Origin of the sequence: Planococcus sp. 1R117A, from assembly GCF_051417975.1 — a bacterium.
Lineage (GTDB): Bacteria > Bacillota > Bacilli > Bacillales_A > Planococcaceae > Planococcus > Planococcus shenhongbingii.
In genome coordinates, this window is the sequence record NZ_JBPRLO010000002.1 from 511,232 (window position 1) to 536,484 (window position 25,253).

Consider the following 25,253-nt stretch of genomic DNA (forward strand, 5'->3'; position numbering starts at 1 on the left):
ACCAGCTGTTTTTAGAATTGGAATACTTTCCCTCAAAATAATTATTTGACCCCCGGTTTTTCGGGTAAATCTCATTTTTGAATCGGCTTTCTTAGAACACCTTGTAGGACAATGAAATATTTGTTAAGCTTGAAGGAACAATACACGTGTTTGTCACAAAGATGGACCAACTCGTAGTTTACACAATCGCTTAATCTCCTATATAATAAACAGGAGATTATTGTTTTGTGGCAAAGGAGGGATTACCCATGGACAAGATGTTTAAATTAATGGGATGGTGGACTGGGATTTTTGCAGTTCTTTTTTATGTAGGCGATATGGTAGAAGTAGCATTGCTAATGGTTGCTAATACCGGATTTTTTGTACTTCTTGGATTCTTAAATATTTCTGAACGCATGTACATGTACATTTTTGGTGCGTACTTGACAGTATTTTTCGTCGGCTTTACTTATTACACTACGTTCATCCATATTCCTGGTGCTGGACATTAATCAACAACTTTGCAGAACAAAAAAAGGCGGCCGCTATGGCCGCCTTTTTCTAAGCTGTCGAGAAATTCTCATGTTCTTCTGTCATTGCGCTCTAGGGCGGACGCTTTCCGCGGGGTGCGGCCTGAGCCTCCTCGCTCGCTGACGCTCCCTGCGGGGTCTCAGGACTCGCCCTATTCCCGCAGGAGTCGCCGCCTTTCGCTGCATTCCACTTCGTTTTGTCACCTTTTGTAATTCTCTCAAAACAGTGATTGTTTGAGAAAGCTCTCTATATGTTTGTTCCTGTTCTCCAGATATGGAGCCAAACAGCGGAGACGCCTGCGGGAAAGCGAGACAGCCGAGACCCTGCAGGAGCGAAGCGACGAAGCGGCTTGGCGCTCGCCCGCGGCAAGCGCAGCTGGTTGGCGGAATATCGGTAAAATGATCAAAACTACAACGCTTTTCAACTTTCTCAATAAGCTGAAAAAAGGCGGCCGCTATGGCCGCCTTTTTCAATTGCTTTATAAAGTTGAAAATCGCATCAATTTTATCTTTATCCGATTTCCCGGCAACAATTAGAAATTTTCACTTGCTTAAAATCCGTTTAAAAAAGGATTGCGGTCCATTTCATCTTCAGGCGTCGTTTCCGGTCCGTGCCCGGGATAAAGGATCATATGCCCCGGCAATGTCAGTAGAGAATCCCGAATCGATTGCAGCAGCTTTTTCTCAGAGCCGTCGATCAAATCGGTGCGTCCGATGCTGCCACGGAATAACGTGTCCCCTACAATCGCAAATCCTTCCTCCCCGAAAGAATACGCCACGCTTCCCGGAGAATGCCCCGGTGTATGGAAAACGTCCATTTTAAAAGAACTTATTTCCAGCATCTTTTCTTGATCGAGCAGCACATCCGCATCTTTCATCCGGTAATCCGGCACCATGCCGTACTTTCCGGAACCATTCAAATTCGGCTTGCCAAGCCAGTCTTTTTCCAATCGATGCAAATACACCGGAATCGGATAAGCCGCCCTCAAATCATCAATGGCGCCGATATGGTCAAAATGGGCATGCGTCAACAAAATCGCAATTGGCTTTAATTCTTTTTTGTTCAGGAAATCGATGATTTTTTTGCTTTCTTCTCCTGGATCGAAAATCAGGCATTCTTTTTGGCTGTTTGAAATGATATAGCAATTGGTCTGGACAGGACCCAATTCCATTTGATTAATTTTCAGCATTCTGTTCACCTCCCTTAAATTATATCATTTCAACTGTTCAACGGAATGACATTTTTAGCGCTCGACAAACATAGACAAATTCTTTACAATAAAAGAGAACGCAACGGCACTGGCTGTTAATGGTGAAGGGAGTGTCATAGATGAACTTACTTATGGTTATTTTTGGGCTGATTGCTATTTTAGCAGCAGTAGGCACTGTGCAAACCTTGAAAAACAAACAATTTTTAGGATTGATCTTTAATTTTGGTACGTTTTTGATTTTCGGTGCTTTCACAGTAGCGACTATCATTACACAAGGTTATCCGCCAAGCCTACACTAATTCCTAAAAAAGCTGGTGCATTCGTGCACCAGCTTTTTTATATGAAGGGCGCCTTCTGCTTATTGAGCCTATTCCCCACCTGCACGCCTTTTGCCGCGGCGGCGCTGCAGAGAATGACTCATGTCAATACAGCGCCCAAAGCATCTAAAACTAGGTGTAATGAAAGAATCTTCCGTACAAATCGCGAAAACAAAAAGGGTTCCGGAATTTTACCGGAACCCTTTTTTAGTTCTGAATTTCTAATTCAAGTTCTTGTTGCTGCTGACGCTCTTTTTCGAGTTTTTCCAGTTCTTCTTCAGAAAGAATCAACTGGCCATTGTTCTCATCGTAGAACCTTAAAAGGTCGCCATTGATGATCGACTCGGAATACTCAAGTTCAGTCAATGCTGGCTCGATATAAGGCTCGCAGCTAGCCATATCCGTTTCGATGCCGGTTTCAATGTCATAGCAGACATTGCCGGCAAAAACATGCTGATCGGTAATAAAACGGCCATCACGGAACACGACGAATTCTTCATGTTCTTCAGAGAACAAGTCGCCGCCGAACTGAATATCTTTTTCGGTTTCCAAGCCCATCAAATGCATGATTGTCGGGCGGATATCAATTTGCCCACCGATTTCTTTATTTATATGGCCTTCGCCGTATCCAGGGATATGGACGAAGAATGGAACTTTCTGCAATTGCGCAGATTCAAAAGGCGTAATTTCTTTTCCAAGATACTGTGCCATGGCTTCATTATGGTTTTCAGAGATGCCGTAATGGTCGCCGTACATCACAATAATGGAATTTTCATACAGTCCTTTTTCTTTTAACTCGTCAAACATAACTTCAATAGACTCATCCAAATAACGCGCCGTCTGGAAATAGCGGTTCAGCGTGCCTGAACTGGAATTGAATTCTTCAATCATCTTATCTTCTTCATCCAAATAGAATGGATGGTGGTTAGTCAATGTAAGAAGGCGGGTATAAAATGGCTGCGGCATTTCCGTCATCTGCTCCACGGATTGTTCCATGAACGGAATATCTTTCATGCCCCAGTTGACAGCGTCTCCTTCACTGATTGTATAGCTCTCCACATCAAGGAATTGATCAATATTCAAGGATTCATACATCATATCGCGGTTCCAAAAGCTCTTCGTATTGGCATGCTGGACGGCCGTGTGGTAGCCGCTATTGCCCAGACTTTCCGCCATCGAGTTGAACGTATTTCCGCTATGGGTAAAGAAAACGGCTCCACCGCTCAGCGGATAAAGAGAATTTTCAAGGATAAATTCTGAATCGGATGTTTTGCCAAGTCCCGTCTGGTGGTAGAAATTCGGAAAATAAATCGTATCTTCATCTTTTGTCAGTTCACTTAAGAAAGGTGTAATAGGTTTGCCATTCATTTCACCGTTGATTGTAAACGACTGCAATGATTCTAGCGTAACGACAATCAAATTCCGGCCTTCTGCTGCCCCGAACATTTCATCGGACGGTTCCGGCTGGTTGGCGCGGATGTAGTTGTTTACTTCAACCAATTCCGAGCCGTTTGCCAGAGTACGCTGGGCTTGGGATTTCGATTGGATGTATATGTCGTATAAATGGTAATTGTACATGCCGATGTTCTTGACCAGCATTTCACGGTCAAAGCTTCGCGTCAAAAGCTGAGGGCGTTCTGCTTCAGAAAGGCCCAAGTTAAAGAACAGCACCGCTGCTGAAATGATGAAATAAGCTTTTCTCTGCACAGCTACACTCAATTCTGATGAAGGCATAACACGAACAAATTTAATAGCAAGCAAAATCAGGATGACATCAGTAAAATAGACGATATCTGTCAGGAATATGCTTTCAGAAGCACTGGAACCCAAATCTCCAAAATTGTCTGTCTGGAACAAGATCGGCAATGTAATGAAGTCACTAAAGAATCGATAAAATGCTACATTGGAGTAAAGTATGATAGAAGAAATAATTGCTACTGCCACAATATAACGGTTTTTTGCTTTTTCACTTTTAAAGAACAATGAAATACCATAGGCGAACAACAGCATGCTTAACGGGTTTATAAATAAGATAAACTCTTGCAATGCATTATCAATTGTTATGGAAAAACTAGTTTTGTAAGTGATATAAGTTTTTAGCCAAGTAGCTATGATGGCGATTGCAAGGATAGAATGTTTTGGCCATTCTTTTTTCAACATCCTTTACATCCTCCTTTTTCGAAATCATAATTTACCATATCGTAAATTACCCTTTATGTCCACTACACAAAGTTGTAACAATTTTATTGTTTACTCAACATAAAGTGTACCCATTATTAGACGCATGAAACTTTTCCAGGTTCCTTTTTACTATTTTTTTTGATTATTGGCTTTTCTTTTGGCGCAGAATCAGCATGGCCGTTGAGAATTCCTTTGCACTGATAAACTGGAGCCGGTAAAGTTCCCGGATTTCTTCTTCCATCAGTTCAAGATCTGCTTTAGGGTCTCCCGTATAAATAATGGTGCCATAGCGCTTAAGCAGCTGCATTACATCATATAATGTCTTCATCCGCTCACCTTTCCCGCCACTACCAATCGGCTTTCTGTATATATGGCATCCACTGGAATGTCATGAGGTTCTACAGGAACAGATTCTGCAAGCTGCAGATCAAAAGCCAATGATCTGGTCGTTCCTCCATAATCCACTAAATAGCGGTCATAATAACCGCCTCCGAAACCGATGCGGTAGCCTGATTTCGAAAACACCACGCCCGGCACAATCAGCAAATCAATTTCTTCCGGCTTCACGTACTGGGTCTCTTCCACTTTCGGCTCTTTCAAATGCATATAAACAACTTCCAATTGGCCAAAATCCGTTATGACGTGAAAGTCCATTTGACGGCTTTTCCGCAGGCATTTCGGAACAGCCACTTGTTTCCCGGCTTTCCAGCACTCTCTGATCAATTCGTGAGTATCCACTTCCGGAAATGCAGAAACTGTCACTCCGATTGTTTTTGCTTGAATGAAAGCGGGATCTTCCATTAATCTGCCTGCAATAATCCGGGAATTTTCCTGATGCTCTTCATAATCCATTTTATTCATTTCATCTAAAACATATTTTCGCTGAATTGATTTATCCATCTATTGTTCTCCTCTCATCTGCTGTAATGCTTTTTATACAACTGTCTAAAGGAATGAAATCTCTTTTAATTCTATAGAACGTTTTGCATTTTTCAGGAGCATACAAGTTGAACTAAAGTATAATCCTTTTGCATGCCGCTTTGGGTAAGTGAAGACACGTATTTCTGCATTGCATCTGTATCGCCAGCTTCGTGACATAAAAGTGCGTTGCAGTTTTTAAAGTTATTATATGTATTTCGAAGACGTAAGTTAAGGTATTGGAGCTACTTGGCATAATAGCAGCCAAATAAATAATTATCAGGGGTTCGGGTTTTGAATCGATGGGTTATGTATTAGATCAGGACTTGCCCGCCAGGCATCCAGAAAACTGAAAGCTGTACAAGTACCGCTTTATGTGAAAACAAAAAATTTATCAAACCATAAAGAAAAAAGCCAAAACCCATAAAGGTTTTGGCAATCAATGAATTACTTTGTTTCACGGTGTAGAGTCATTTTCTTTTCACGTGAGCAATATTTTTTCATTTCAAGACGCTCAGGGTTGTTGCGCTTATTTTTAACAGTGCTGTAGTTACGTTCGCTACATTCTGTACAAGCTAAAGTGATGTTAACACGCATCGGTATCCCTCCTAATTCTTTCAAAGATCATTTGTAAATAAGCGGTTGATCTATACGACTTAATTATTATAGCACATTCTGCTGTAAAGTCTACTGCTTCTATCCAACTTTTCTTGGGCTGGAACAAAAAATTTCCGGCGCCGTTTGGCCGCCGGAAACAGGGTTACTTGTTCAAATCAAAATGCTGTCCGCGCACCAGGTAAAATAATTGTTCTGCGATATTGGTGGCGTGGTCAGCGGAGCGTTCCATATAGCGGGAAATAAATGCAAGCTGTGTGATCTGGCTGAGTTTTTCAGGATGATCTACACTTGCCTTCATTAATTTTGTAATGACTTCCCCGTATAAATGATCCACTTGATCATCCAGTTCAGCAACTTCTTTTGCTTTGACTACATCTTCTTCTACAAAAGCTTCAATGACTTGCAGCAGCATCGCCGTAGACAAATCATGCATTTGCTTGATCTGTTGGATATGCGGCAGCAATTCCGCATCGCCTATCCGAATGGTTTCTTTTGCGATATTGACCGCGTAGTCGCCTACCCGTTCCATATCGGTTGCCACTTTGATAGAGACGATCAATCTTCTTAAATCTGTAGCGACCGGTGACTGCTTAGCAATCGTCAAAATGACATGGTCATTGAGGTCTTCTTCCAGATCGTTAATCTTTTGATCATCTGCAATCACTTCGTTCGCTGCCTTAATATCGTGATTCATCAAGGACTCTATCGATTTTGTTAAGGCCGTGACTGCCATCGTGCTGAGCAAAATCAGTTGTTCTTCGACATTATGCAATTCAGAATCGAATCTTTCGCGTACAGACATATAAAACCCTCACTTTCTTAGCCAAAGCGGCCAGAGATATAGTCTTCCGTGCGTTTATCTGCTGGATTAGAGAAAATAGCATCAGTTTTATCGTATTCAATGACTTCGCCATTTAAAAAGAATGCTGTTTTATCTGAGATACGTGCTGCCTGCTGCATATTGTGGGTAACGATAATGATGCTATAGTCCTGCTTCAATTCTTGCACCAATTCCTCGATTTTCAACGTTGAGATCGGGTCAAGTGCTGAAGTCGGTTCATCCATCAAAATCACATCCGGTTCAATCGCCAATGCGCGGGCAATACAAATCCGCTGCTGCTGGCCGCCTGATATGCTATAAGCATTTTCAGTCAAACGGTCTTTTACTTCATCCCAAATAGCTGCGCCGCGCAAACTTTTTTCAACAATTTCATCAAGAATTTTTTTGTTTTTAATGCCATGGATCCGAGGCCCATAAGCGATATTGTCATAAATTGATTTCGGGAACGGATTCGGCTTCTGGAAAACCATGCCGACTCTTGTCCGCAATTCCTCTACCCCGTAGTCCGAATCGAAAATGTTGCGGTCGCGGTACAGGATTTCTCCAGATGTCTTCACTGTCGGCACAAGTTCCACCATACGGTTCAAGGTTTTGATATAGGTAGATTTCCCACAGCCTGATGGCCCGATAATCGCTGTAACTTCATTCTCTTTGATATCCAGGTCAATATTTTTCAACGCATGCTTTTCACCATACCATAAATTCAATTGCTTAGTCAGATATACGGATTTTTTGTTGTCAACCTCTTTAGAGCTTAACCCGTTCCGCGCTTTCTGTATGCTTACTGTTGTCATTGTGAATCCCCTTCCGCATAAATAAAATTAATAACGTTTCTGGAATTTATTTCTGATCAAAGCTGCTACTGTATTCATTAACAGAAGGACAACCATCAATACGATGATTCCCGCGGCCGCTACAACTTGGAATTCCTGCTGCGGTCGGCTTGACCAGTCATAGATCTGCATTGGCAAGGCGGTGAACGTATCCATAACTCCTGATGGCAGGAACTGAATAATGACCGGGATTCCTATAACGATCAGCGGAGCTGTTTCCCCGATTGCACGGGACAAAGCAAGTATGCTCCCTGTTAGTATACCCGGAATTGCTGCCGGTAAAATCACTTTAACGATTGTCTGCCATTTTGTTGCTCCCATGCCGTAAGATGCATCACGCAATTCCCCTGGAATCGAACGAATGGCTTCCTGGGCCGCTACGATGATAACCGGCAAAATCAATAAACTCATTGTAAATCCGGCAGCGAGAACGCTGTTGCCCAGAGATAAGGCACGGACAAAAATAGTTAATCCAAGCAAACCGAATACTACTGAAGGAACACCCGCTAAATTTGAAATGTTCATGCGGATAAAATCGGTCATTCGGTTTTTCTTTGCATACTCTTCCAAATAAATCGCAGATCCAACACCCAGAATGATCGATGTCGGAGCGACAACAGCCATTAGCCATAAAGAACCGACCAGCGCTGCTTTAATACCGGCTTTTTCCGGGAAACGGGAAGCAAAGTTGGTTAGGAATTCCAGCGACAAATGGCTGGCTCCTTGTGTGACGATCCGGTAAAGAAGTATCGCCAGAACCAATAAGGATACTAAAGTCGCCAACATGAAAATGCCTTTGAAAATTGTGTTGACTGCATTTCTTCCATTCATTCGTTTAAGGACTAGTTTTTGATCAATATATCTCATATTAATACTCCTCTCTGAAACGTTTTGAAACGTATCCCGCGAGGATATTCATAGCCATCGTAAAGACGAAAAGTGTAAATCCTACTGCGTAAATGGAATAGTAAATGGTCGTGCCATATCCGGCATCCCCTTTTGAAACTTGGACAATATACGATGTCATTGTCTGGATGGAACCGGTAAAATCTCCGTCCATTCGAGGCGTAGATCCTGCTGCCAACGAAACGATCATCGTTTCTCCAATTGCCCGGGAGATGGCAAGTACAACTGAAGCCATGATTCCGGATAATGCAGCAGGCATTGTCACTTTCATCGCCACTTCAAATTTAGTAGAGCCCATTGCTAATGCACCTTCACGAATTTGTTTCGGTACAGAACTCATGGCATCTTCTGATAAAGAAGCAATCATAGGAATGATCATAATCCCAACCACAATCCCCGGTGATATGGCATTGAAGATCTTAATTTCTGGGAAAAAGCTTTGCAATACAGGTGTGACAAATGTTAACGCGAAGAAGCCGTAAACAATCGTTGGAATGCCGGCAAGAATTTCCAATACCGGTTTTACGATACGACGAACATTTTCGCTGGCGTATTCACTCAAGTAAACTGCAGCTCCGATACCGATTGGCACTGCAACGATAATCGCGATCAATGTTACTTTCAACGTACCGATGATTAATGGCCAAATGCCAAACTGAGCATCTTTATTGGAAAATGGCAGCCATGTTGTGCCGAATAAGAAATCGGTAATTGGCACTCGTGTAAAGAAAGTGATGGTTTCGATAATCAATGTTAAAACAATACCGATTGTTGTCAGTACGGATACTGATGCAATCAAAAATAAAATAATGGGAATGATTTTTTCAATTATTTTTTTGTTCTTTTTACCTTTCGACTGCGCGATCATTTCTTGCACCGATTGACGCATATAGAATCCCCTTTCAACCGCAAAAGGCGAGCAGCGGCTGCTCACCCTTAGATTTGAACTTCAAAAATTATTTTTTCAATGCCTCTAAATCTGCCAAGCCTTTTTCATAATCTGCTTCAGGAAGAGCTACATAGCCGACTGCTTCTGCCATTTCCCCTGCATTTTCCATTGTGTATTTCATGAAATCATAAACTGCTGGATCTTCAGCAACTGCTTTATTGCTTACATATGTGAAGAGTGGGCGTGACAATGGAGCATATTCCCCAGATTCAATTGTTTCGTTTGTCGGTTCAACTCCACCGATTTTCACAGCTTTTAATGTATCTTGGTTAGCCACGTAATAAGCATAACCGAAGAATCCGATGGCATTTGGATCAGCCTGGATTCCTTGCACCAAAACGTTGTCATCTTCCGACAATGTTGCAGAGCTTACTAAATCTTCATCTTCAAGAATAACTTCGTTGAAATAATCGAATGTTCCTGAGTCAGTTCCCGGTGAGTAGAAGATTACTTCTTCATCCGGCCATTCAGGGTTGATGTCCGACCATTTTTTAGTTGTTCCGTCTTCAACCCATAGTTTTTTCAGGTCTTCGACTGTTAAATCTTCCACCCAGTCATTTTCCTTGCTGACTACTACTGTCAACCCGTCAAATGCCAATTGGAGTTCTGTATAGTCAATGCCCGCTTCTTTAAGCTTGGCTGCTTCTTCTTCTTTAATAGGACGTGATGCATTTGAGAAAGCTGTCTCTCCTTGGATGAACTTTTCAAATCCTCCACCAGTACCAGAAACACCTACTGTTACTTGAACATTTGGCTGAACTCCTGCATATTCTTCTACAATTCCTTCCATGATCGGAGCTACTGTAGATGAACCATCGCCTGATACAGACCCTTCTATTTGTGCAGTTTCTTCTCCTGCAGTTTGTGATGACGTTTCTTCTTCGCCATTTCCACATGCTCCAAGAACTAAAGCCGTACCCAGGATAGTTGATGCCAATGCATATTTCCAGATTCTCATTTTGCAGTTCCTCCTAATGTATGTTTGCTTTACACTCTTCACTATAAAGCGGAATTATTGAGGACATATAAAGCAATTGTTAAGAGATTGTAAAGAGGTGATTTTTATCAAAAAATATTATTAAATATTTCATAACACTCGCTGAATTCTTGCAAGAAGTCAGAAAAATAGCCCAAAGCTGAACGCTTTAGGCCTAACCGGAAATTTTCTCCGGTACTAAACTCACAACTACATCGCTGTACTCTTCCTGCCAAATAAAAAAACGGAAACCAGTCATAAGCTGGCGTCCGTTTCTCTTATTGTGCTTCCTCTTCTTCCACTTCTGTGGCATTAAAAGGCGGCAGTATTTCACTCGTTGAATCATTCGTCTTCGAGTTGGTTATTTCAAAATATTTATCAGCTGCAGCCCGTGCGATTTCATTATTCGCTTTTGGCACTCCACGTGCACTGGTGGTGACATAAGGGATAACAACAGCATAAGCAATTTCAGGATTTTCAAACGGGGCAAATCCGACATGTGCAATATTAATGGCATACTTTCCATGGAACGGATGCCCTTTATCATAATAGGTCACCTCTGCCGTTCCGGTTTTCCCAGCCGCTTCATACTTGGCATCACTGAAATAAGCTCTTGCTGATCCATATGCACCCGAGTAAACACGTCTCATCCCTTCTTTGACTTGGTTAATTTCTTCTTGGGTATTGTTGATCCGGTTTAGCACTTGCGGTTCTACAGTCGTTGCGATCGGCCCCAAGGTCATTCCATCTTCAGAAGCTTGGCGGATTTCCTTTACAAGATGCGGTTTTACCCGGTATCCGTCATTGGCTATAGTGGCAATGTATTGTGCTAATTGCAGCGGTGTATAGGTGTCGTACTGCCCTATCGCTAAATCCAGCAAAGAGCCGCCGTTTGAAGACCCGCCGGTATAGCCGGTTGCTTCATTGGGCAAATCAATGCCTGTTTTTACGCCTAAACCAAATTGGGCATATGAATTTCGCATCGCTGTAAAGCTTTCTTCCGGAATTTTAATGCCTCTATTGTATTCGTAAGTGGCTCCAGCAATGCGCAGCGCAATTTTAAACATATACACGTTTGATGAACGCTCGATCGCCTGCAGATCGCTCATTGGAATGCGATTGAATAAAGTCGTATTGAAAACCGAATTTTTTTGTGCTGTGCCCGCAATTTTTAACGGTTCATCAATCATCACTTCGTTCAGCTCAACGGCATCATGTTCATAACCGGCCAGTAAAGTGGCCCCTTTAATAGTAGAGCCCATTTCATGGCTGGCTGTAAATGCGCCGAATGCATTATCGTTTACCACCGTTTTGCCGTTTCGGTCAGTCCCCAATCTTTTGCCCACCAGTGAAATAATATCCCCGTTTTTTGGATCCATCATGACTAGATAAGCATCTTTCACTAATTGGGAATTCGGGCCTTTTTTCAATTCAAGCAATTTATCAGCAACAATTTTTTCCATAGCACTTTGAATTTCACTGTCAATCGTCAAAATTAAATCTTTTCCCGGTTTCCCTTCATCGACAGGAACCGTGTCAATGACCCGGCCGCGGCCATCGGTGATGTTTTTGACCATCGATTTTTGTCCCTGCAGGACTTCTTCGTATTCCTGCTCCAGGAAACTGGTGCCGACCCGGTCATTGCGTGAATAATCCCTTGCCAGATAATAATCCAACTTGTTTGCGGGAATCCCTTGTTCCGGTGTAGTCGTGCTTCCGAGAATCGTCAAGTCACTGGATTTGACGCGCTTCCAGTCTGTTACGGTATTGACGCCTTTTAGTTTCGGGTCCGTCAGGCGTTCCGAAACACGGGCAAATTCTTCATCGGTGACGTTCTCATTTTTGATGATCTGAGGTGACAAAGCATAACCCGAAGTCATTTCCCGGTAGATCGCCAAAATTTCAAGTTCTTCCGGAGTTAAACTGTTCAACTCTTCATCCGTGATTTTTTCCCGGATCAAGGCGTCGAGTTTTCGCTGCTTTTCTTTTTCATCGATGTCTTCATTTTCTATCGCTTGTCTTTCTTCATCTGTCACTTTTGCAGTTGCTTCTTCATTATGCAGCATTATATAGAAATCCTGCTTGTCCCGCAATGTCACTTTATCCAATTCTTTTTCAATCAATTTTGCTAGTTCAGAAGCAACTTCCAGCATCTCTTCCCGCTTGGTTGTCTGCATCTTAGTATATGTAATGGCATTGACTGGATTATTATCAACTTGAACACGGCCTTCACTGTCAAAAATGCGGCCTCTTGGCACACTCGTGTTTACCGGAACTTCTTCTGTTCTGGCTAATGCACGAGTGAAATCCTCGCCTTTTACAATTTGCAGATAGCCGAGACGCAGGATCAATACCGAGAATAATAGGAAGATGGAGAAAAAGAGGATATTCATCCGAAAGACGGTATGTGACTTTAATTTTGCTTTTGCCAGAGAAACACGTCTTTTCTGGGGGGTATTCATTGTTTGCGCACTCCTTCCACCAAATAACCATTTGTAAGTATATCATCGAACATAAAAAAACACACACTTTTTCAGACGAAAAAGTGTGTGTAAGGTTTCATATGTTTTTAATTATTTTGCTGCTTCGAAGCGTTTAGAAACTTCTTCCCAGTTGACTACGTTCCAGAATGCCGCAAGATAGTCAGGGCGTTTGTTTTGATATTTCAAGTAGTAAGCATGCTCCCATACGTCTACTCCTAGAATTGGCGTTTGCCCTTCCATAAGAGGAGAATCCTGGTTAGCAGTGGAAGTCACTTCCAGCTCACCGTTGTTGACAACCAGCCAAGCCCAGCCAGAACCGAAACGTGTTTTGCCAGCGTTTTCGAATTTGGTCTTGAACTCATCAAAGCTGCCGAATTTGCTGTTGATTGCTTCAGCAAGTGCGCCAGATGGAGCACCCGTGCCATTTGGCGTTAGCAATTGCCAGAACAATGAGTGGTTAGCGTGTCCGCCGCCGTTGTTGCGTACTGCTGTGCGGATGTCTTCAGGGACAGCTTGTAAATCAGAAATCAGCTCTTCAACTGATTTTGAAGCAAGGTCTTGGTGGCCTTCTAATGCCGCGTTTACGTTCGTTACATACGTGTTGTGATGTTTCGTGTGGTGAATGTTCATCGTTTCTTTGTCGATGTGTGGTTCAAGTGCGTCATACGCGTAAGGTAATTCTGGTAATTCATATGCCATGGTCAAATTCCTCCTTGAGTCTATTGTTCTACTGTCTTAGCGTAACAAAGTTTTCAAAACCTTACAATTAATATGCACGGTTTGACGACTTAATCAGACTTTCGTCTGATTTAAACCAGGAAAAAGAATAAAGCGACCATAATAATCTGGATAATCCCTTTTGTAAAAACAGAAGTGATAAACCCAACTACCGATCCAATCCCTGATCTGATTGATTGCTTGATGGTCGAACGATTGAAAATCAGTTCCGCGACAATTGCTCCTAAAAATGGTCCAACCAAAATGCCTACAATCGGAATAACAAACGGTCCTATGATCAAACCGATCGTGCTGCCCCACAATCCCGCTTTTGATCCGCCAAACTTTTTCACTCCAAAAGCATTCGCCAATGCGTCTGCTCCAAACAACAGAATAACAAACAGTGATTGAATTACCCAAAACCACCACGGCAAGTCACTGAAATCAAAAAATAAACCATACATCAGAAATCCGCCAAATATGAACAGCACCGCCGGTATGATCGGATACACAAGCCCGATAAAGCCGATGACAAAAAACAGGATAATGACAATCCAGCCGATTACTTCCATCTTTCAGCCTCCTAAATAAAAACTCCCTTTCATCGTGCCTTACATTTTAAAAAATGTAAAGCATGATGAAAGGGAGAGATTTTTATCCCGATAGAAAACGGTCAACCGGAGATGAATTTTTATCTGGTACTATGGAAAGACTTCTTTATGAACGATTGCCCAGGATCGCTTCAGCAATATTCACTGAATGGTCCCCGATGCGTTCCAAGTTACTGATCATATCAACATAGACGATTCCTGCTTGCGCTGAACAAAGACCTTCATTCAAACGCATAATGTGCTTTTTACGGAATTTGCGCTCCATTTTGTCGATCAAGTCTTCTTGTGCCGCTACTTCTCTAGCTAATTCGTGGCTATTGTGGTCCAGAGCATTAAGTGCTTTTTCTACCGTAGCAATGGTCAATGTGAACATTTCAGTCAAATCATCCATTGCATCTCCAGTAATTTTCACTCGATTATTTTCCTGGTAATCAACCAATTCAATAATATTCTCGAAATGGTCACCGATCCGTTCAATGTCGCGGACAGTTTCCATGAGCATCGTATGGCGTGTGGAATCCATTGCTGACAAGGATTCTGCTGAAATCAACACTAAGTAATCCGTGATTTTCTGGTCCAGGTTATTAATAGCATCTTCTATTTGATATCCTGTTTCAGCATGCTTCTTGCTCTTTGTTTTCAAGTATTCATAAGTTTCCTGAAGTCCTTGGACAGAAAATGCACCCATCCGCAACACTTCTTCTTTTGCCTGTCCAAGCGCAATCGAAGGAGACTGTTCGATAAAATGAACATCCAAATGCTTCGGCTTGAATTCAATTGTTACATCCTGGCCTGGGATTGCTTTAGTAACCACGTAAGCCCAAAGCCCGATTAATGGGAATTGGATGATCGTGTTGACTACGTTAAATGTACCGTGAGCAAATGCTATCTGCATTTTCGGTTCCAAATTCAACAATTCTGCAATCCATGACACATATGCTGTAAATGGCGTCAAGAGAATCAAGAAAATAATAGATCCAATCACGTTAAATAGAACGTGGACAGCTGCAGCACGGCGTGCAGCAATTGATGCTCCTAGTGACGCAAGTACTGCAGTGATCGTTGTACCAATGTTATCACCGAATAATACTGGCAATGAAGCTCCTAAAGATAATATATTCTCATCATATAAACCTTGCAGAATCGCAACTGTCGCGCTGGAACTTTGGACGATTAATGTAAATACCGTTCCTACAACTACTCCGAGAATTGGCAATTCACTTAAACTGATCGTTAAGTCGATAAAGGCTGCTGACTCCCGAAGCGGCTTCATGCCGTCACTCATAAGTTCTAGGCCGAAGAAAAGTCCACCAAACCCGAAGATAACTTGTCCCATATTCTGGATATGATTTTTCTTGAAGAAGAAAATCAAAAGTGCACCTAATGCCATTATTGGCAGTGCATAAGCACCGACATCTAATCCGATGATAAACGCTGTAATGGTGGTACCAATATTGGCTCCCATAATAACGCCGATTGCTTGCCGAAGCGTCATAAATCCTGCACTTACTAGACCGACAACAATGACGGTCGTCCCTGAACTTGATTGGATCAAGACAGTTACGACGATACCGACGAGTACCCCCATGAACGGATTGGTCGTAAAGCGGTCCAAAATGCCGCGCAATTTATCTCCTGCAGCTTTTTGCAATGCATCTCCCATATACTTGATTGAAAATAGGAAGATCCCCAACCCGCCAAAGAAAGTAAAGAGCATTTCTTGCCAGTTCGTTTCCACGATGTTCATTCAACTCCTAAATTTACAATTTCACACCTAACCTATTATGAAGACTTTGATAAGCGATTGTAAATACCTTTAATAAAAATTTACATTCCCGTAACAAAGCGTTCTTTTTTAGCCGCTTTTGCATGGTACGATACTTATATAGCTTGAAAGGAAGATTGCTGTGAACATATTTCAATTATTCAAAGCAAGTTTGATGGAACCTAAAAAACAGGCAGCCGTCCGTATTATGACCATCGGAAAAATCCTGCGCTATGTTTTTGCGCTGATTTTGTTGATGACTTTTGTTTCTTTTATCGAACTGGCAACTGGCCTTGGCGACACAGCCAGTGATATGGAAGGACTTTTGGATTTTGTCCAAGAAATTCAGTTCCTGTTGTATCCTTTTGCCTTTATATTTTTGTTTGTATCAACCACGCTTTACCATTTTGTGAAAATCAGCCTTTTCGCATTGATCGGTGTGGCATTGATCCGCCTGAAAAAACGCAAAGGCGAGTACCGCCATCTTTGGCGTACAGCTGCATTAGCGGTCACGGGTCCGACACTTTTGTCGTTTGCCCTCAGCTTTTTCGGTGTTTCGATTTGGATTACATTGGCACTGAGTTTGGTAACAATCCTGTATTTGCATTTGGCGACCAATTATTATCCGAAGCAGCCGCCTGCCAAAAATAAGCCGGCATGACCGTTATTCTTGTCTTTTCCAATAGGAGACTGCTAAAATGGCTATAGGTAAGGGAATATACTAATATTTGAACTAGTTATAGAAATGGGAACTGGCTGCGAAGCAGCAACCATCCCAAAAAGGAGAGAATTTTAATGAGTGAAAGTATTCACCGTACGAAAACACGCCCCGTTAAAGTCGGAGACCTGACAGTTGGCGGAAGCAATGAATTATTCATTCAAAGTATGGCGACAACAAAAACCCATGATGTGGAAGCGACAGTGGCTGAAATCCTGCGCCTTGAAGAAGCGGGCTGCCAAATCGTCCGTGTAGCTTGCCCGGATGAGCGAGCTGCTTATTCAATCGGTGAGATCAAAAAACGCATCAATATCCCGCTTGTTGTTGATATCCATTTTGATTATAAATTGGCATTGATCGCCATTGAGCAAGGAGCGGACAAAATCCGCATCAACCCAGGCAATATCGGACGCCGCGAAAAAGTGGAAGCGGTCGTCAATGCTGCGAAAGCGAAAGGCATTCCGATCCGCATCGGCGTTAACGCCGGTTCTCTTGAACGCAAAATCCTTGAAAAATACGGATACCCAACTGCAGACGGCATGGTTGAAAGTGCCCTTCATCACATCAAAATCCTTGAAGACTTAGACTTCCACGACATCATCGTTTCAATGAAAGCATCGGATGTCAGCCTGGCAATCGAAGCATACGAAAAAGCTTCCAAAGCTTTCGATTACCCTCTGCATTTAGGAATCACTGAATCGGGTACTCTGTTTACTGGTACGGTGAAAAGTTCTGCCGGCCTAGGTGCCCTTCTTGCAAAAGGACTTGGCAACACATTGCGCATCTCGTTAAGCGCGGACCCTGTTGAAGAAATAAAAGTCGCACGCGAATTATTGAAAGTGTTCGGTTTGTCCTCAAACGCAGCTACCTTGATTTCCTGCCCGACTTGCGGGCGCATCGAAATCGATTTAATCAGTATCGCCAACGAAGTGGAAGAATACATCTCCCATATTAAAGCGCCAATCAAAGTAGCGGTGCTCGGCTGTGCGGTAAACGGACCGGGCGAAGCACGTGAAGCGGATATCGGCATTGCAGGTGCCCGCGGTGAAGGTTTGCTGTTCATGCACGGAAAAACAGTACGTAAAGTGCCTGAAGAAACAATGGTAGATGAACTGAAAGTGGAAATTGATAAACTTGCACAAGAATACTTTGACAAACAAGCTGCTGAAAAAGCAGAACAAGAAGCTCTTGAACAACAAGCATAAGGTTGTGAAGCTATGAGATACCGCTTTGGCATCGATATCGATGGAACCGTCACGTCCCCGACGTCGCTGATCCCTCATATCAATGAAGCATTCAACAGTACATTAACGCTCGACGATATAAAAGAATACGATTTGACTGCAGCGCTTCCCCATTTGCCGCAAGGTGAGTTTTACAATTGGTTCCGTGACTCGGAAGCGAAGATCTACGCCGCTTCCCCAGTTTCGGAAAACGCTAAAAACATACTGGACAAATGGAAAGACCAGTACGAACTGTATTTTATATCGGCACGCGGTGAAAACGTCCGGGACATCACATTCGATTGGTTTGCGGAACACGCTATTGCTTATGACCATATCGAATTGATCGGCACACATAAAAAAATCGAAACGGCAAAAAGACATAATGTGCATCTGTTTTTTGAAGACAAGCACGACAACGCCGTTGAAATTTCAGAAGAACTTGATATACCGGTATTGTTATTTGATACACCTTATAACCGCCAGCCCATTCCAAAAAACGTGATCCGCGTTTACAATTGGCTCGAAGCGGAACATTGGGTGAAAAATGAATTTGCACTTCAAAACAGCTTGAATATGAAATAATAACGAAAAAAGCCAACAGCAAAGATTGCTGTTGGCTTTTTTTGCGGCTAACCTCTCTCTTTTTCTGATACGGTTTCATTGAAATGCCGATGTATTTGCGCTTAAATGATTTTATTTGCGTTCAGTCAAGTTTATTTGCGTTCAAATAGTTTTATTTGCGTTCAATCCAGGTTTATTTGTGTTCATCATTTTTCGGCAAAAATAAAAACGCAAGCAGAAGAATATCTGCCTGCGTTTCCGCTTTTCTTTGTCCAGCTGCAACGGCCAGCTCCTCGGGTCATAAGCCGCTCCGGCTGTGTGGCTGTAATGACGCCATTTCACCGCTTCGTCTTATACCAGTCGGAGCTGAACGGCCGTTTCCGCTTTTCTGTCCAGTTACGATGCCTAGTCCCTCGAGGTCGCTTCGGCCTTACAGCAAATGGCTAAAACCCGCCATTTACTGCAACCCCTCCAGCGCTTGTCGGGACTACATAGGCACCTTCACTTTCCTTTGTCCGGCTGCAACGACCAGCTCCTCGGGTTATAAGCCGCCTCGGCTGTGTGGCTGTAATGACGCCACTTCGCCGATTCGTCTTATACCAGTTGGAGCTGAACGGCCGTTTCCGCTTTTCTACTTACACGCCGGGCATTTCCCGTAGATTTCAAATTTATGATTAGCGATTTCGTATGCAGGCAGTGCTGCACCCAACATATCCATCGGGCATACCGGAATTTCTTTGATTTTGCCGCAGTCCATGCAAATGAAATGGTGGTGGTGATGGTCACTTTCGCATTGCATGCGGAAATGGCGTTCACCGGACAACTCGGTTTCTTCCAGAATGCCAAGTGAAACAAAAGTTGCCAGATTGCGGTACACCGTATCAAAACTCATGCTTGGATAATCTTTTTGCATTACGTCCAACAGGTCGCGGGCCGTCAAATAGCGTTCATCATTTGAAAAAAGCTCCAAAATCTGCGTCCGTTTGGATGTTTCCTTATAGCCGTTTTCCTTTAATATCTCCCATGCTTTTGAGATGTTCATGCAACTGCCCCCTTTTTCATTGAAACAGAGATCTTTTTATAGCCAATGACGATTAACAGCAATAAAATCGATGTCACAACAATGGTGCCTCCAGGTGCCAAATTAAAATAGAAAGCCGTTACAAGTCCGGTAATCACCGAGATTTCGCCGAAAAGAATCGATAGCCAAATCGTCTGCTTGAAGCTTTTTGAAACGCGCATCGCTGCAGCTACCGGAATGGTCATCAGCGATGAGACCAATAAAATCCCTACAATCCGCATCGATCCGGAGATGACCAGTGCCGTCACGATCATAAAGAGAAAATGAATCCATTTAGCCGGCAAGCCGGAAGCTTTTGCGTACTCATCATCAAACGACAAGACAAACAGCTCTTTGAAAAACAACAAGATGAACAGCAGCACGACGACGGCGATGCCAGAAACGATCATCAAATCTTCTCTGCTGACTGCGGATACCGAACCAAAAAGGTAACCGAACAAATCATTCGAAAAGCCTTGTGCCAATGAAATAAAAATAGCGCCGAAGCCGATCCCGGCGGAAAGAATAATTGGAATCGCAAGTTCTTCGTAATGTTTGTACAAACTTCTCAGCCGCTCAATTAAAATAGAACCGCCGACCGACGCTGCAATTCCGAGAAACAGCGGATTCAATAAAGCAAACGCAGCGACACTTTGGCTTAAGTACAAACTTCCTGCGATACCGGCTAATGTTACATGGCTTAACGCATCGGCAATCAGGGATAAACGGCGCACCACGATGAAAACGCCGAGGAGCGGTGCAATCACCCCGATAATAACTCCGGATGCAAAAGCGTTTTGCAGAAACTCATACGTAAAAATAGCATTAATCATTGGTATGGACTCCTCCAATATGGTGAATTTTCCGGACGGAATGGCCATACCAGGCTTCGCGCTGTGCATCACTCATCGTATGGAGCTGTTCTTTAAATCCATGGAAATGGATGGTCTGGTTCAAACACGCCACATGTGTAATTTTATCCGTCACTGTATCGACATCATGCGTCACTAGAACAAGTGTAATGCCTTTGTCACGGTTCAGCGACGCCAGCATATTGTAAAATGACTGGACGTTCTGGTGGTCAATGCCGACAGTCGGCTCATCCAGAATCAGCACTTTCGGTTTGGCCACTAAAGCGCGGGCGATAAAAATCCGCTGCTGCTGCCCGCCGGACAACTCGCTGACGCTCCGGCCAGTGAAAGATTCCATGCCGACCGCTACCAAAGCATGATGTACTTCTTCTTTGTAATTTTTCGGCAGCCGATGAAACAATCCGGTCTTTTTCGCAAGGCCGCCTGCCACGATTTCTTCAACGGTCGCTGGAAATCCCGAATTGAAGGAATTCGATTTTTGCGAGACATACCCGATCCATTCCCGGTTTTTAAAGTTTTTCGAGTCCTCACCGAACAGCTCAATGGTGCCTTTTGTCGGCTTGATCAAACCGAGCATAATTTTCAACAACGTTGATTTTCCGGAGCCATTCGGTCCAAGAATCGCCAAAAAATCCCCTTTTTCCACTTTAAGTGAAATATTCTCCAGAGCTTTCGTTTGTTCATATTCAAAACTGATATCTTTAATGTTGATTAATGGCGCGTCCATAAAGCCGCCTCTTTTCTAATTAATAATGATTACGATTTACAACCATTAGAAAAGTATAGATGACTTCGGACTCGTTGTAAATAGAAAAAACTCGAATGCTCTCAATCTCAATAACGTGTGCAGCAATATCTCTCAAACTTCCCATAAAATCAGGTGCAGGATTAAACGGCAAATAAAACTCCCCAGAAACGAGAAGACTGCAGGCATCCCGCGGGCGCCTGCAGCCTAAACTCCCTCGTTATTAAAGCGGAGCTTTCAATTCTTCTATTACGCCTGGAGTGAATATCCCTCTTTTGAACATTTCGATTTCAAAAGCGTAAGGCGGTTTTTTGTTTTTTGCATCGGCGCCGACATAAGGCGTTTCCAGGATTTTAGGCACATGCATTAAATCGGGATGGTGGACAATCCCATTCAACGCTTCAAAGCCAATTTCCCCAAACCCGATATTTTCATGGCGGTCTTTTCCAGCCCCGCGGATGTTCTTGCTGTCGTTGATGTGCAGCACTTGCAGGCGCTCGATGCCAACAAGGCGGTCAAACTCTTCCAGCACTCCGTCAAAATCTTCTTTGATATTGTAGCCTGCATCATGCGTATGGCAAGTATCGAAACAAACAGACAGCCGCTCATTATGGGTGACGCCGTTGATGATGGCAGCGATCTCCTCAAAGCTCCTGCCGCATTCAGTGCCTTTTCCAGCCATTGTTTCCAATGCAATATTAACCGGGAAATCCTGCGTCAGCACTTCGTTCAAGCCTTCGATGATTTTTGCAATGCCAGCTTCAGTTCCCGCTCCCACATGTGCACCAGGATGCAAAACAATCTGTTTGGCCCCCAATGCTGCTGTGCGTTCAATTTCTTTTTGCAGAAATTCCACTCCAAGCCCGAAAGTTTCAGGTTTTAAGGAATTGCCGATATTGATAATATAAGGGGCATGGACAATGATATTCGACAGATTATTCGCAGCCATATGCGCTTGCCCCGCTTCAATATTCAGCTCTTCGATTGGTTTGCGGCGCGTGTTCTGCGGCGCACCGGTATAAATCATGAAAGTGCTGGCACCGTAGGAACTGGCTTCCTCACTGGCTGCCAGCAGCATTTTCTTGCCGCTCATTGATACATGTGATCCTAATAACATGAAAAAAACTCCTTACTTTTTGCGGTTTTTGCGGCGTTCCACTTTTTTGATTTCGTCCATTTTCCACTTCATTTTCTTTTTATATCCCGGTTTAACTGCTTTCGGCTTATGGACCATTGTCTTGGCCTTAGCATCGGCTTCGTTCTGTGTTCTAACTCGGGTTTTACGGCTGTGGCGCTCTTTCAAATCGACAAACTCACCTTTGACGATGTCTTTTTGCTGGAACGGAATGCCCATTTTTTCAACGCGGACGACTGCATCTTCTTCTTCCGGGTTGAAAATCGTAATGGCCAAGCCTTTCATTCCTGCACGTGCCGTACGGCCAACACGGTGGACAAAGAATTCCAGGTCTTCCGGAAACTCGTAGTTGATGACGTGGCTGACACCTTGGATATCAATTCCGCGAGCCGCTAAATCCGTTGCAACGATATATTGGTATTCCAAATCGCGGATTTGTTTCATCATTTTCACACGTTCCCGCGGCGCAAGGTCACCGTGCACGCGTCCGACGCGAATGCCGGCTTTCCCCAGTTCTCCTGCTACATAATCGGCGTTGGTCTTCGTATTGACAAAGATAATGGCCAAATACGGATTGATGATGCCCATAATTTCTTTCAGGCGTTCCACTTTGCGTTTGCTTCGTGCCGGCACCAGATAGAAATCCAAGCCTTCTGCAGTCGGGCGTTTATCACCAATTTTAATGTGGATTGGAGATTCCATGTATTTTTTCAGGAATGGCTTCAATTTCTCAGGAATCGTGGCGGAGAAAACGTACATCTCAAGCTTGTCCTGCATTTTGCCTGCTACTTGGTCGATTTCTTCAATAAATCCGAGGTCGAAAGCTAAATCTGCTTCATCTACAACGAGGATTTTGCCAGTGTGGACCAAAAGCGCGTTTTCTTTTACTAAATCTCTCAAACGCCCTGGCGTACCGATGACGATATGCGGCTGTGTCTTCAGTTTATTGATCGAACGCTGTTTGTCCGTACCGCCGATAAAGCTTTTCACTTCGATGTCTGATCCTTCGACAAGCTTTACCATTTCCGCGTAGATTTGAGCTCCCAGTTCACGTGTCGGCGCGCAGATCACAGCCTGTACTTCCTGTTTGCTCGTATCGATGCGCTCGGCGATCGGGATGATAAAACTATGTGTCTTCCCTGTACCTGTATGGGATTGTCCGATTGCAGAGCTGCCTTTCAATATATGAGGCATGATTTCTCTTTGAATCGGTGTCGGTTCTGTAAATCCTAGTTTTTCTACCGCTTCTAGTATAAACGGCTTTAAGTTAAAATCACTAAATTTTGTCATGGGATTGAATCCCCTCCTTATGCTCTTGACATTATAGCATGAAATTGGCTTTTCCGTATTGCAACTTTTGTAAAGCTGGGCCGTCTCCGTTATAATGAAAGTATGTTTTTGAAAGGAGTGCGGTTATGAAAGTAATGAAAATATCTCCAAGAGGGTACTGCTATGGAGTGGTTGACGCAATGGTTATTGCAAAAAATGCGGCAATGGACGAAACCTTGCCCCGCCCTATCTATATACTGGGCATGATTGTGCACAATAAGCACGTAACGGATGCATTCGAAGCGGATGGCATCATTACATTGGATGGCAAAAACCGGCTTGAAATTCTGGAGAAAGTCGAATCAGGAACCGTCATTTTTACAGCGCATGGTGTCTCTCCTCAAGTGCGTGAACTGGCAAAACGGAAAGGCCTTGTATCCATTGATGCAACTTGCCCGGATGTTACGGTTACCCATGACTTGATCCGTGAAAAGACCGCAGAAGGCTACCAAATTGTCTATATCGGCAAAAGCGGCCACCCGGAACCGGAAGGCGCAATTGGTGTCGCTCCTGATATGGTCCATTTAGTGGAAACGGTTGAAGACGTCAATAAGCTGGAGCTGGATTCCGAAAAAATCATTGTTACCAACCAAACAACGATGAGCCAATGGGACGTTGTTGAGATGATGAAGCGGCTGAAAGAAAAATTCCCGCATTCAGAAGTCCATAAAGAAATTTGCCTTGCTACGCAAGTGCGGCAAGAAGCGGTCGCTACTCAAGCAACAGAGGCTGACTTGCTGATCGTCATCGGGGACCCGATGAGCAATAACTCGAACCGCCTCGCTCAAGTTTCCCAGGATATCGCGGGCACTCCTGCCTACCGGATTTCCGACTTGTCCGAGTTGAAACTGGAATGGCTGGAAGGCATAGAAACTGTGGCAATCACCGCTGGCGCATCAACACCGACGCCGATCGTCAAAGAAGTGATGACATTCCTTGATAAATACGATCCGGAAGACCCAACGACGCATGATTTGGCTCGCAGTGTACCACTCAATAAAATACTGCCAAAAATTAAGCACCCTAAACCTTCTGATCGTATTGAACCGTATCCGGTCAATGAATAAATAGACTCTAGTATATTACCGGATTGGGCATATACTTAAATACAAAACCATACACCATTTGTCCCTGCCTCCGACGACAAGTAAACCGTGAGCTTTCTAAAAAAGTCTCGCGGTTTTTTTGTACATTACATCTTTAATATGGAGTGGATAAGATGAAAAAAATTGCGGTTATCGGTTCCGGAGGCTCCGGCAAATCGACTTTTTCAAGAAAACTGGCTGAAAAACTATCCATTGAAGTATTCCATCTCGATGCGGTGTTATGGAAACCCGATTGGGAAGCTGTTACAAAAGAACAGCAAAAGATGATCCAGCATCAATTGATCGCCAAACCTCAATGGATTATCGACGGAAACTATAATGGAACTCTCGATATTCGCCTTCGGGCGGCTGACTGTATCATTTTCATGGATCTCCCCCGTTCGATTTGCCTGTACCGTGTTCTTTTGCGCATGGTGCTGTACCGCAACAAGCAACGGCCGGATGTGGCTACAGGCTGTGAAGAGCGTTTTAATTTCAGTTTTTTAAAGTGGGTGTGGATGTATCCGATTAACAAACGGCCGGGTGTTATGAAAAAACTTAAACAGTATCATGGGAAAAAAGAAATTATTATCTTAAAATCCCCTAAAGAAGCTCAGCAATTCTTAGACAATATAAAAAGCGAGAGCACCGTTACAATTCCGTAGCCGGTGCACTCGCTTTTTTATT

The 25,253-nt window shown here is 43.4% G+C and carries 26 protein-coding genes; 7 read left to right on the plus strand and 19 right to left on the minus strand.

Translation table 11 applies throughout. The annotated features are described in order from the left end of the window. The first annotated feature begins 248 nt into the window (after positions 1 to 248). Positions 249 to 491 (plus strand): DUF2626 domain-containing protein, encoded by a 243-nt coding sequence (locus ACSFXN_RS07965; protein WP_300992684.1) that lies wholly within the window; start codon positions 249 to 251, stop codon positions 489 to 491. A gap of 569 nt (positions 492 to 1,060) precedes the next feature. Here ACSFXN_RS07965 and ACSFXN_RS07970 read toward each other — a convergent pair. After that, complete coding sequence (locus ACSFXN_RS07970; protein WP_437149618.1) at positions 1,061 to 1,699, minus strand: MBL fold metallo-hydrolase; 639 nt, start codon at positions 1,697 to 1,699, stop codon at positions 1,061 to 1,063. A 140-nt stretch (positions 1,700 to 1,839) separates the two neighbouring features. On the opposite strand from ACSFXN_RS07970, the gene ACSFXN_RS07975 reads away from it, so the two are divergent. Further along, positions 1,840 to 2,019, plus strand: coding sequence for a DUF2759 domain-containing protein (locus ACSFXN_RS07975; protein ID WP_300992679.1), 180 nt, complete (start codon positions 1,840 to 1,842; stop codon positions 2,017 to 2,019). Between the two features lie 225 nt (positions 2,020 to 2,244). On the opposite strand, the gene ACSFXN_RS07980 is transcribed toward ACSFXN_RS07975, so the two are convergent. The 13 genes from ACSFXN_RS07980 to ACSFXN_RS08040 form a co-directional block, all read right to left on the minus strand. Continuing rightward, on the minus strand, positions 2,245 to 4,197 hold the full coding sequence (locus ACSFXN_RS07980) for an LTA synthase family protein (RefSeq protein ID WP_437149619.1): 1,953 nt from the start codon (positions 4,195 to 4,197) through the stop codon (positions 2,245 to 2,247). Positions 4,198 to 4,360: 163 nt separating this feature from the next. Next, the gene (locus tag ACSFXN_RS07985; RefSeq protein ID WP_300992673.1) at positions 4,361 to 4,546 is read right to left on the minus strand and encodes a YqgQ family protein; all 186 of its coding nucleotides are present in this window, start codon (positions 4,544 to 4,546) and stop codon (positions 4,361 to 4,363) included. Then, positions 4,543 to 5,118 carry a 5-formyltetrahydrofolate cyclo-ligase gene (locus ACSFXN_RS07990; RefSeq protein WP_437149620.1) on the minus strand — a complete coding sequence of 192 codons (576 nt, stop codon included), beginning with the start codon at positions 5,116 to 5,118 and terminating at the stop codon, positions 4,543 to 4,545. Before ACSFXN_RS07990 ends, ACSFXN_RS07985 begins: the two co-directional genes overlap by 4 nt. Before the next feature lie 465 nt (positions 5,119 to 5,583). Then, positions 5,584 to 5,733 (minus strand): 50S ribosomal protein L33, encoded by a 150-nt coding sequence (rpmG, locus tag ACSFXN_RS07995; protein ID WP_036809376.1) that lies wholly within the window; start codon positions 5,731 to 5,733, stop codon positions 5,584 to 5,586. A 163-nt stretch (positions 5,734 to 5,896) separates the two neighbouring features. Continuing rightward, a complete protein-coding gene (gene phoU, locus ACSFXN_RS08000; RefSeq protein WP_437149621.1) occupies positions 5,897 to 6,556 on the minus strand; it encodes a phosphate signaling complex protein PhoU in 660 nt (219 codons plus the stop codon). A 17-nt stretch (positions 6,557 to 6,573) separates the two neighbouring features. After that, positions 6,574 to 7,389, minus strand: a complete 816-nt coding sequence (gene pstB / locus ACSFXN_RS08005; RefSeq protein ID WP_437149622.1) for a phosphate ABC transporter ATP-binding protein PstB — start codon at positions 7,387 to 7,389, stop codon at positions 6,574 to 6,576. A gap of 27 nt (positions 7,390 to 7,416) precedes the next feature. Continuing rightward, positions 7,417 to 8,295: a phosphate ABC transporter permease PstA gene (pstA, locus tag ACSFXN_RS08010; protein ID WP_301856372.1), complete on the minus strand. Its 879-nt coding sequence runs from the start codon at positions 8,293 to 8,295 to the stop codon at positions 7,417 to 7,419. A gap of 1 nt (position 8,296) precedes the next feature. Further along, positions 8,297 to 9,223 (minus strand): phosphate ABC transporter permease subunit PstC, encoded by a 927-nt coding sequence (gene pstC, locus ACSFXN_RS08015; protein WP_300992661.1) that lies wholly within the window; start codon positions 9,221 to 9,223, stop codon positions 8,297 to 8,299. A gap of 67 nt (positions 9,224 to 9,290) precedes the next feature. Further along, entirely contained in the window at positions 9,291 to 10,241 is a 951-nt protein-coding gene (locus ACSFXN_RS08020; protein WP_437149623.1) for a PstS family phosphate ABC transporter substrate-binding protein, read from the minus strand. A gap of 296 nt (positions 10,242 to 10,537) precedes the next feature. Beyond that, entirely contained in the window at positions 10,538 to 12,721 is a 2,184-nt protein-coding gene (locus ACSFXN_RS08025) for a peptidoglycan D,D-transpeptidase FtsI family protein (protein WP_437149624.1), read from the minus strand. 111 nt (positions 12,722 to 12,832) lie between these two features. Continuing rightward, positions 12,833 to 13,441, minus strand: coding sequence for a superoxide dismutase (locus ACSFXN_RS08030; RefSeq protein WP_300992655.1), 609 nt, complete (start codon positions 13,439 to 13,441; stop codon positions 12,833 to 12,835). A 110-nt stretch (positions 13,442 to 13,551) separates the two neighbouring features. Continuing rightward, the gene (locus ACSFXN_RS08035) at positions 13,552 to 14,031 is read right to left on the minus strand and encodes a DUF456 domain-containing protein (protein ID WP_437149625.1); all 480 of its coding nucleotides are present in this window, start codon (positions 14,029 to 14,031) and stop codon (positions 13,552 to 13,554) included. 145 nt (positions 14,032 to 14,176) lie between these two features. Continuing rightward, positions 14,177 to 15,808 carry a Na/Pi cotransporter family protein gene (locus tag ACSFXN_RS08040; RefSeq protein WP_437149914.1) on the minus strand — a complete coding sequence of 544 codons (1,632 nt, stop codon included), beginning with the start codon at positions 15,806 to 15,808 and terminating at the stop codon, positions 14,177 to 14,179. Positions 15,809 to 15,977: 169 nt separating this feature from the next. Between ACSFXN_RS08040 and ACSFXN_RS08045 the strand changes: the two genes are divergently transcribed. From ACSFXN_RS08045 to ACSFXN_RS08055, 3 genes are all read left to right on the plus strand, one after another. After that, complete coding sequence (locus ACSFXN_RS08045; protein WP_437149626.1) at positions 15,978 to 16,496, plus strand: DUF1189 family protein; 519 nt, start codon at positions 15,978 to 15,980, stop codon at positions 16,494 to 16,496. 134 nt (positions 16,497 to 16,630) lie between these two features. Further along, a complete protein-coding gene (gene ispG, locus ACSFXN_RS08050) occupies positions 16,631 to 17,758 on the plus strand; it encodes a flavodoxin-dependent (E)-4-hydroxy-3-methylbut-2-enyl-diphosphate synthase (protein WP_300992646.1) in 1,128 nt (375 codons plus the stop codon). Between the two features lie 12 nt (positions 17,759 to 17,770). Next, positions 17,771 to 18,361 (plus strand): hypothetical protein, encoded by a 591-nt coding sequence (locus ACSFXN_RS08055; protein ID WP_437149627.1) that lies wholly within the window; start codon positions 17,771 to 17,773, stop codon positions 18,359 to 18,361. A 610-nt stretch (positions 18,362 to 18,971) separates the two neighbouring features. On the opposite strand, the gene ACSFXN_RS08060 is transcribed toward ACSFXN_RS08055, so the two are convergent. From ACSFXN_RS08060 to ACSFXN_RS08080, 5 genes are all read right to left on the minus strand, one after another. After that, on the minus strand, positions 18,972 to 19,382 hold the full coding sequence (locus ACSFXN_RS08060; protein ID WP_300992640.1) for a Fur family transcriptional regulator: 411 nt from the start codon (positions 19,380 to 19,382) through the stop codon (positions 18,972 to 18,974). After that, positions 19,379 to 20,233, minus strand: a complete 855-nt coding sequence (locus ACSFXN_RS08065; protein WP_437149628.1) for a metal ABC transporter permease — start codon at positions 20,231 to 20,233, stop codon at positions 19,379 to 19,381. Before ACSFXN_RS08065 ends, ACSFXN_RS08060 begins: the two co-directional genes overlap by 4 nt. Then, on the minus strand, positions 20,226 to 20,999 hold the full coding sequence (locus tag ACSFXN_RS08070) for a metal ABC transporter ATP-binding protein (RefSeq protein WP_437149629.1): 774 nt from the start codon (positions 20,997 to 20,999) through the stop codon (positions 20,226 to 20,228). The genes ACSFXN_RS08065 and ACSFXN_RS08070 overlap by 8 nt, the downstream gene beginning before the upstream one ends. A gap of 241 nt (positions 21,000 to 21,240) precedes the next feature. Next, a complete protein-coding gene (locus ACSFXN_RS08075) occupies positions 21,241 to 22,134 on the minus strand; it encodes a deoxyribonuclease IV (RefSeq protein WP_301856379.1) in 894 nt (297 codons plus the stop codon). A gap of 12 nt (positions 22,135 to 22,146) precedes the next feature. Beyond that, positions 22,147 to 23,442 (minus strand): DEAD/DEAH box helicase, encoded by a 1,296-nt coding sequence (locus ACSFXN_RS08080; RefSeq protein WP_437149630.1) that lies wholly within the window; start codon positions 23,440 to 23,442, stop codon positions 22,147 to 22,149. 125 nt (positions 23,443 to 23,567) lie between these two features. Here ACSFXN_RS08080 and ACSFXN_RS08085 point away from each other — a divergent pair, with 125 nt between their 5' ends. Both ACSFXN_RS08085 and ACSFXN_RS08090 read left to right on the plus strand, forming a co-directional pair. After that, on the plus strand, positions 23,568 to 24,548 hold the full coding sequence (locus ACSFXN_RS08085; protein WP_437149631.1) for a 4-hydroxy-3-methylbut-2-enyl diphosphate reductase: 981 nt from the start codon (positions 23,568 to 23,570) through the stop codon (positions 24,546 to 24,548). A gap of 152 nt (positions 24,549 to 24,700) precedes the next feature. Next, complete coding sequence (locus tag ACSFXN_RS08090) at positions 24,701 to 25,231, plus strand: DNA topology modulation protein (protein ID WP_437149632.1); 531 nt, start codon at positions 24,701 to 24,703, stop codon at positions 25,229 to 25,231. Positions 25,232 to 25,253: the final 22 nt, after the last annotated feature.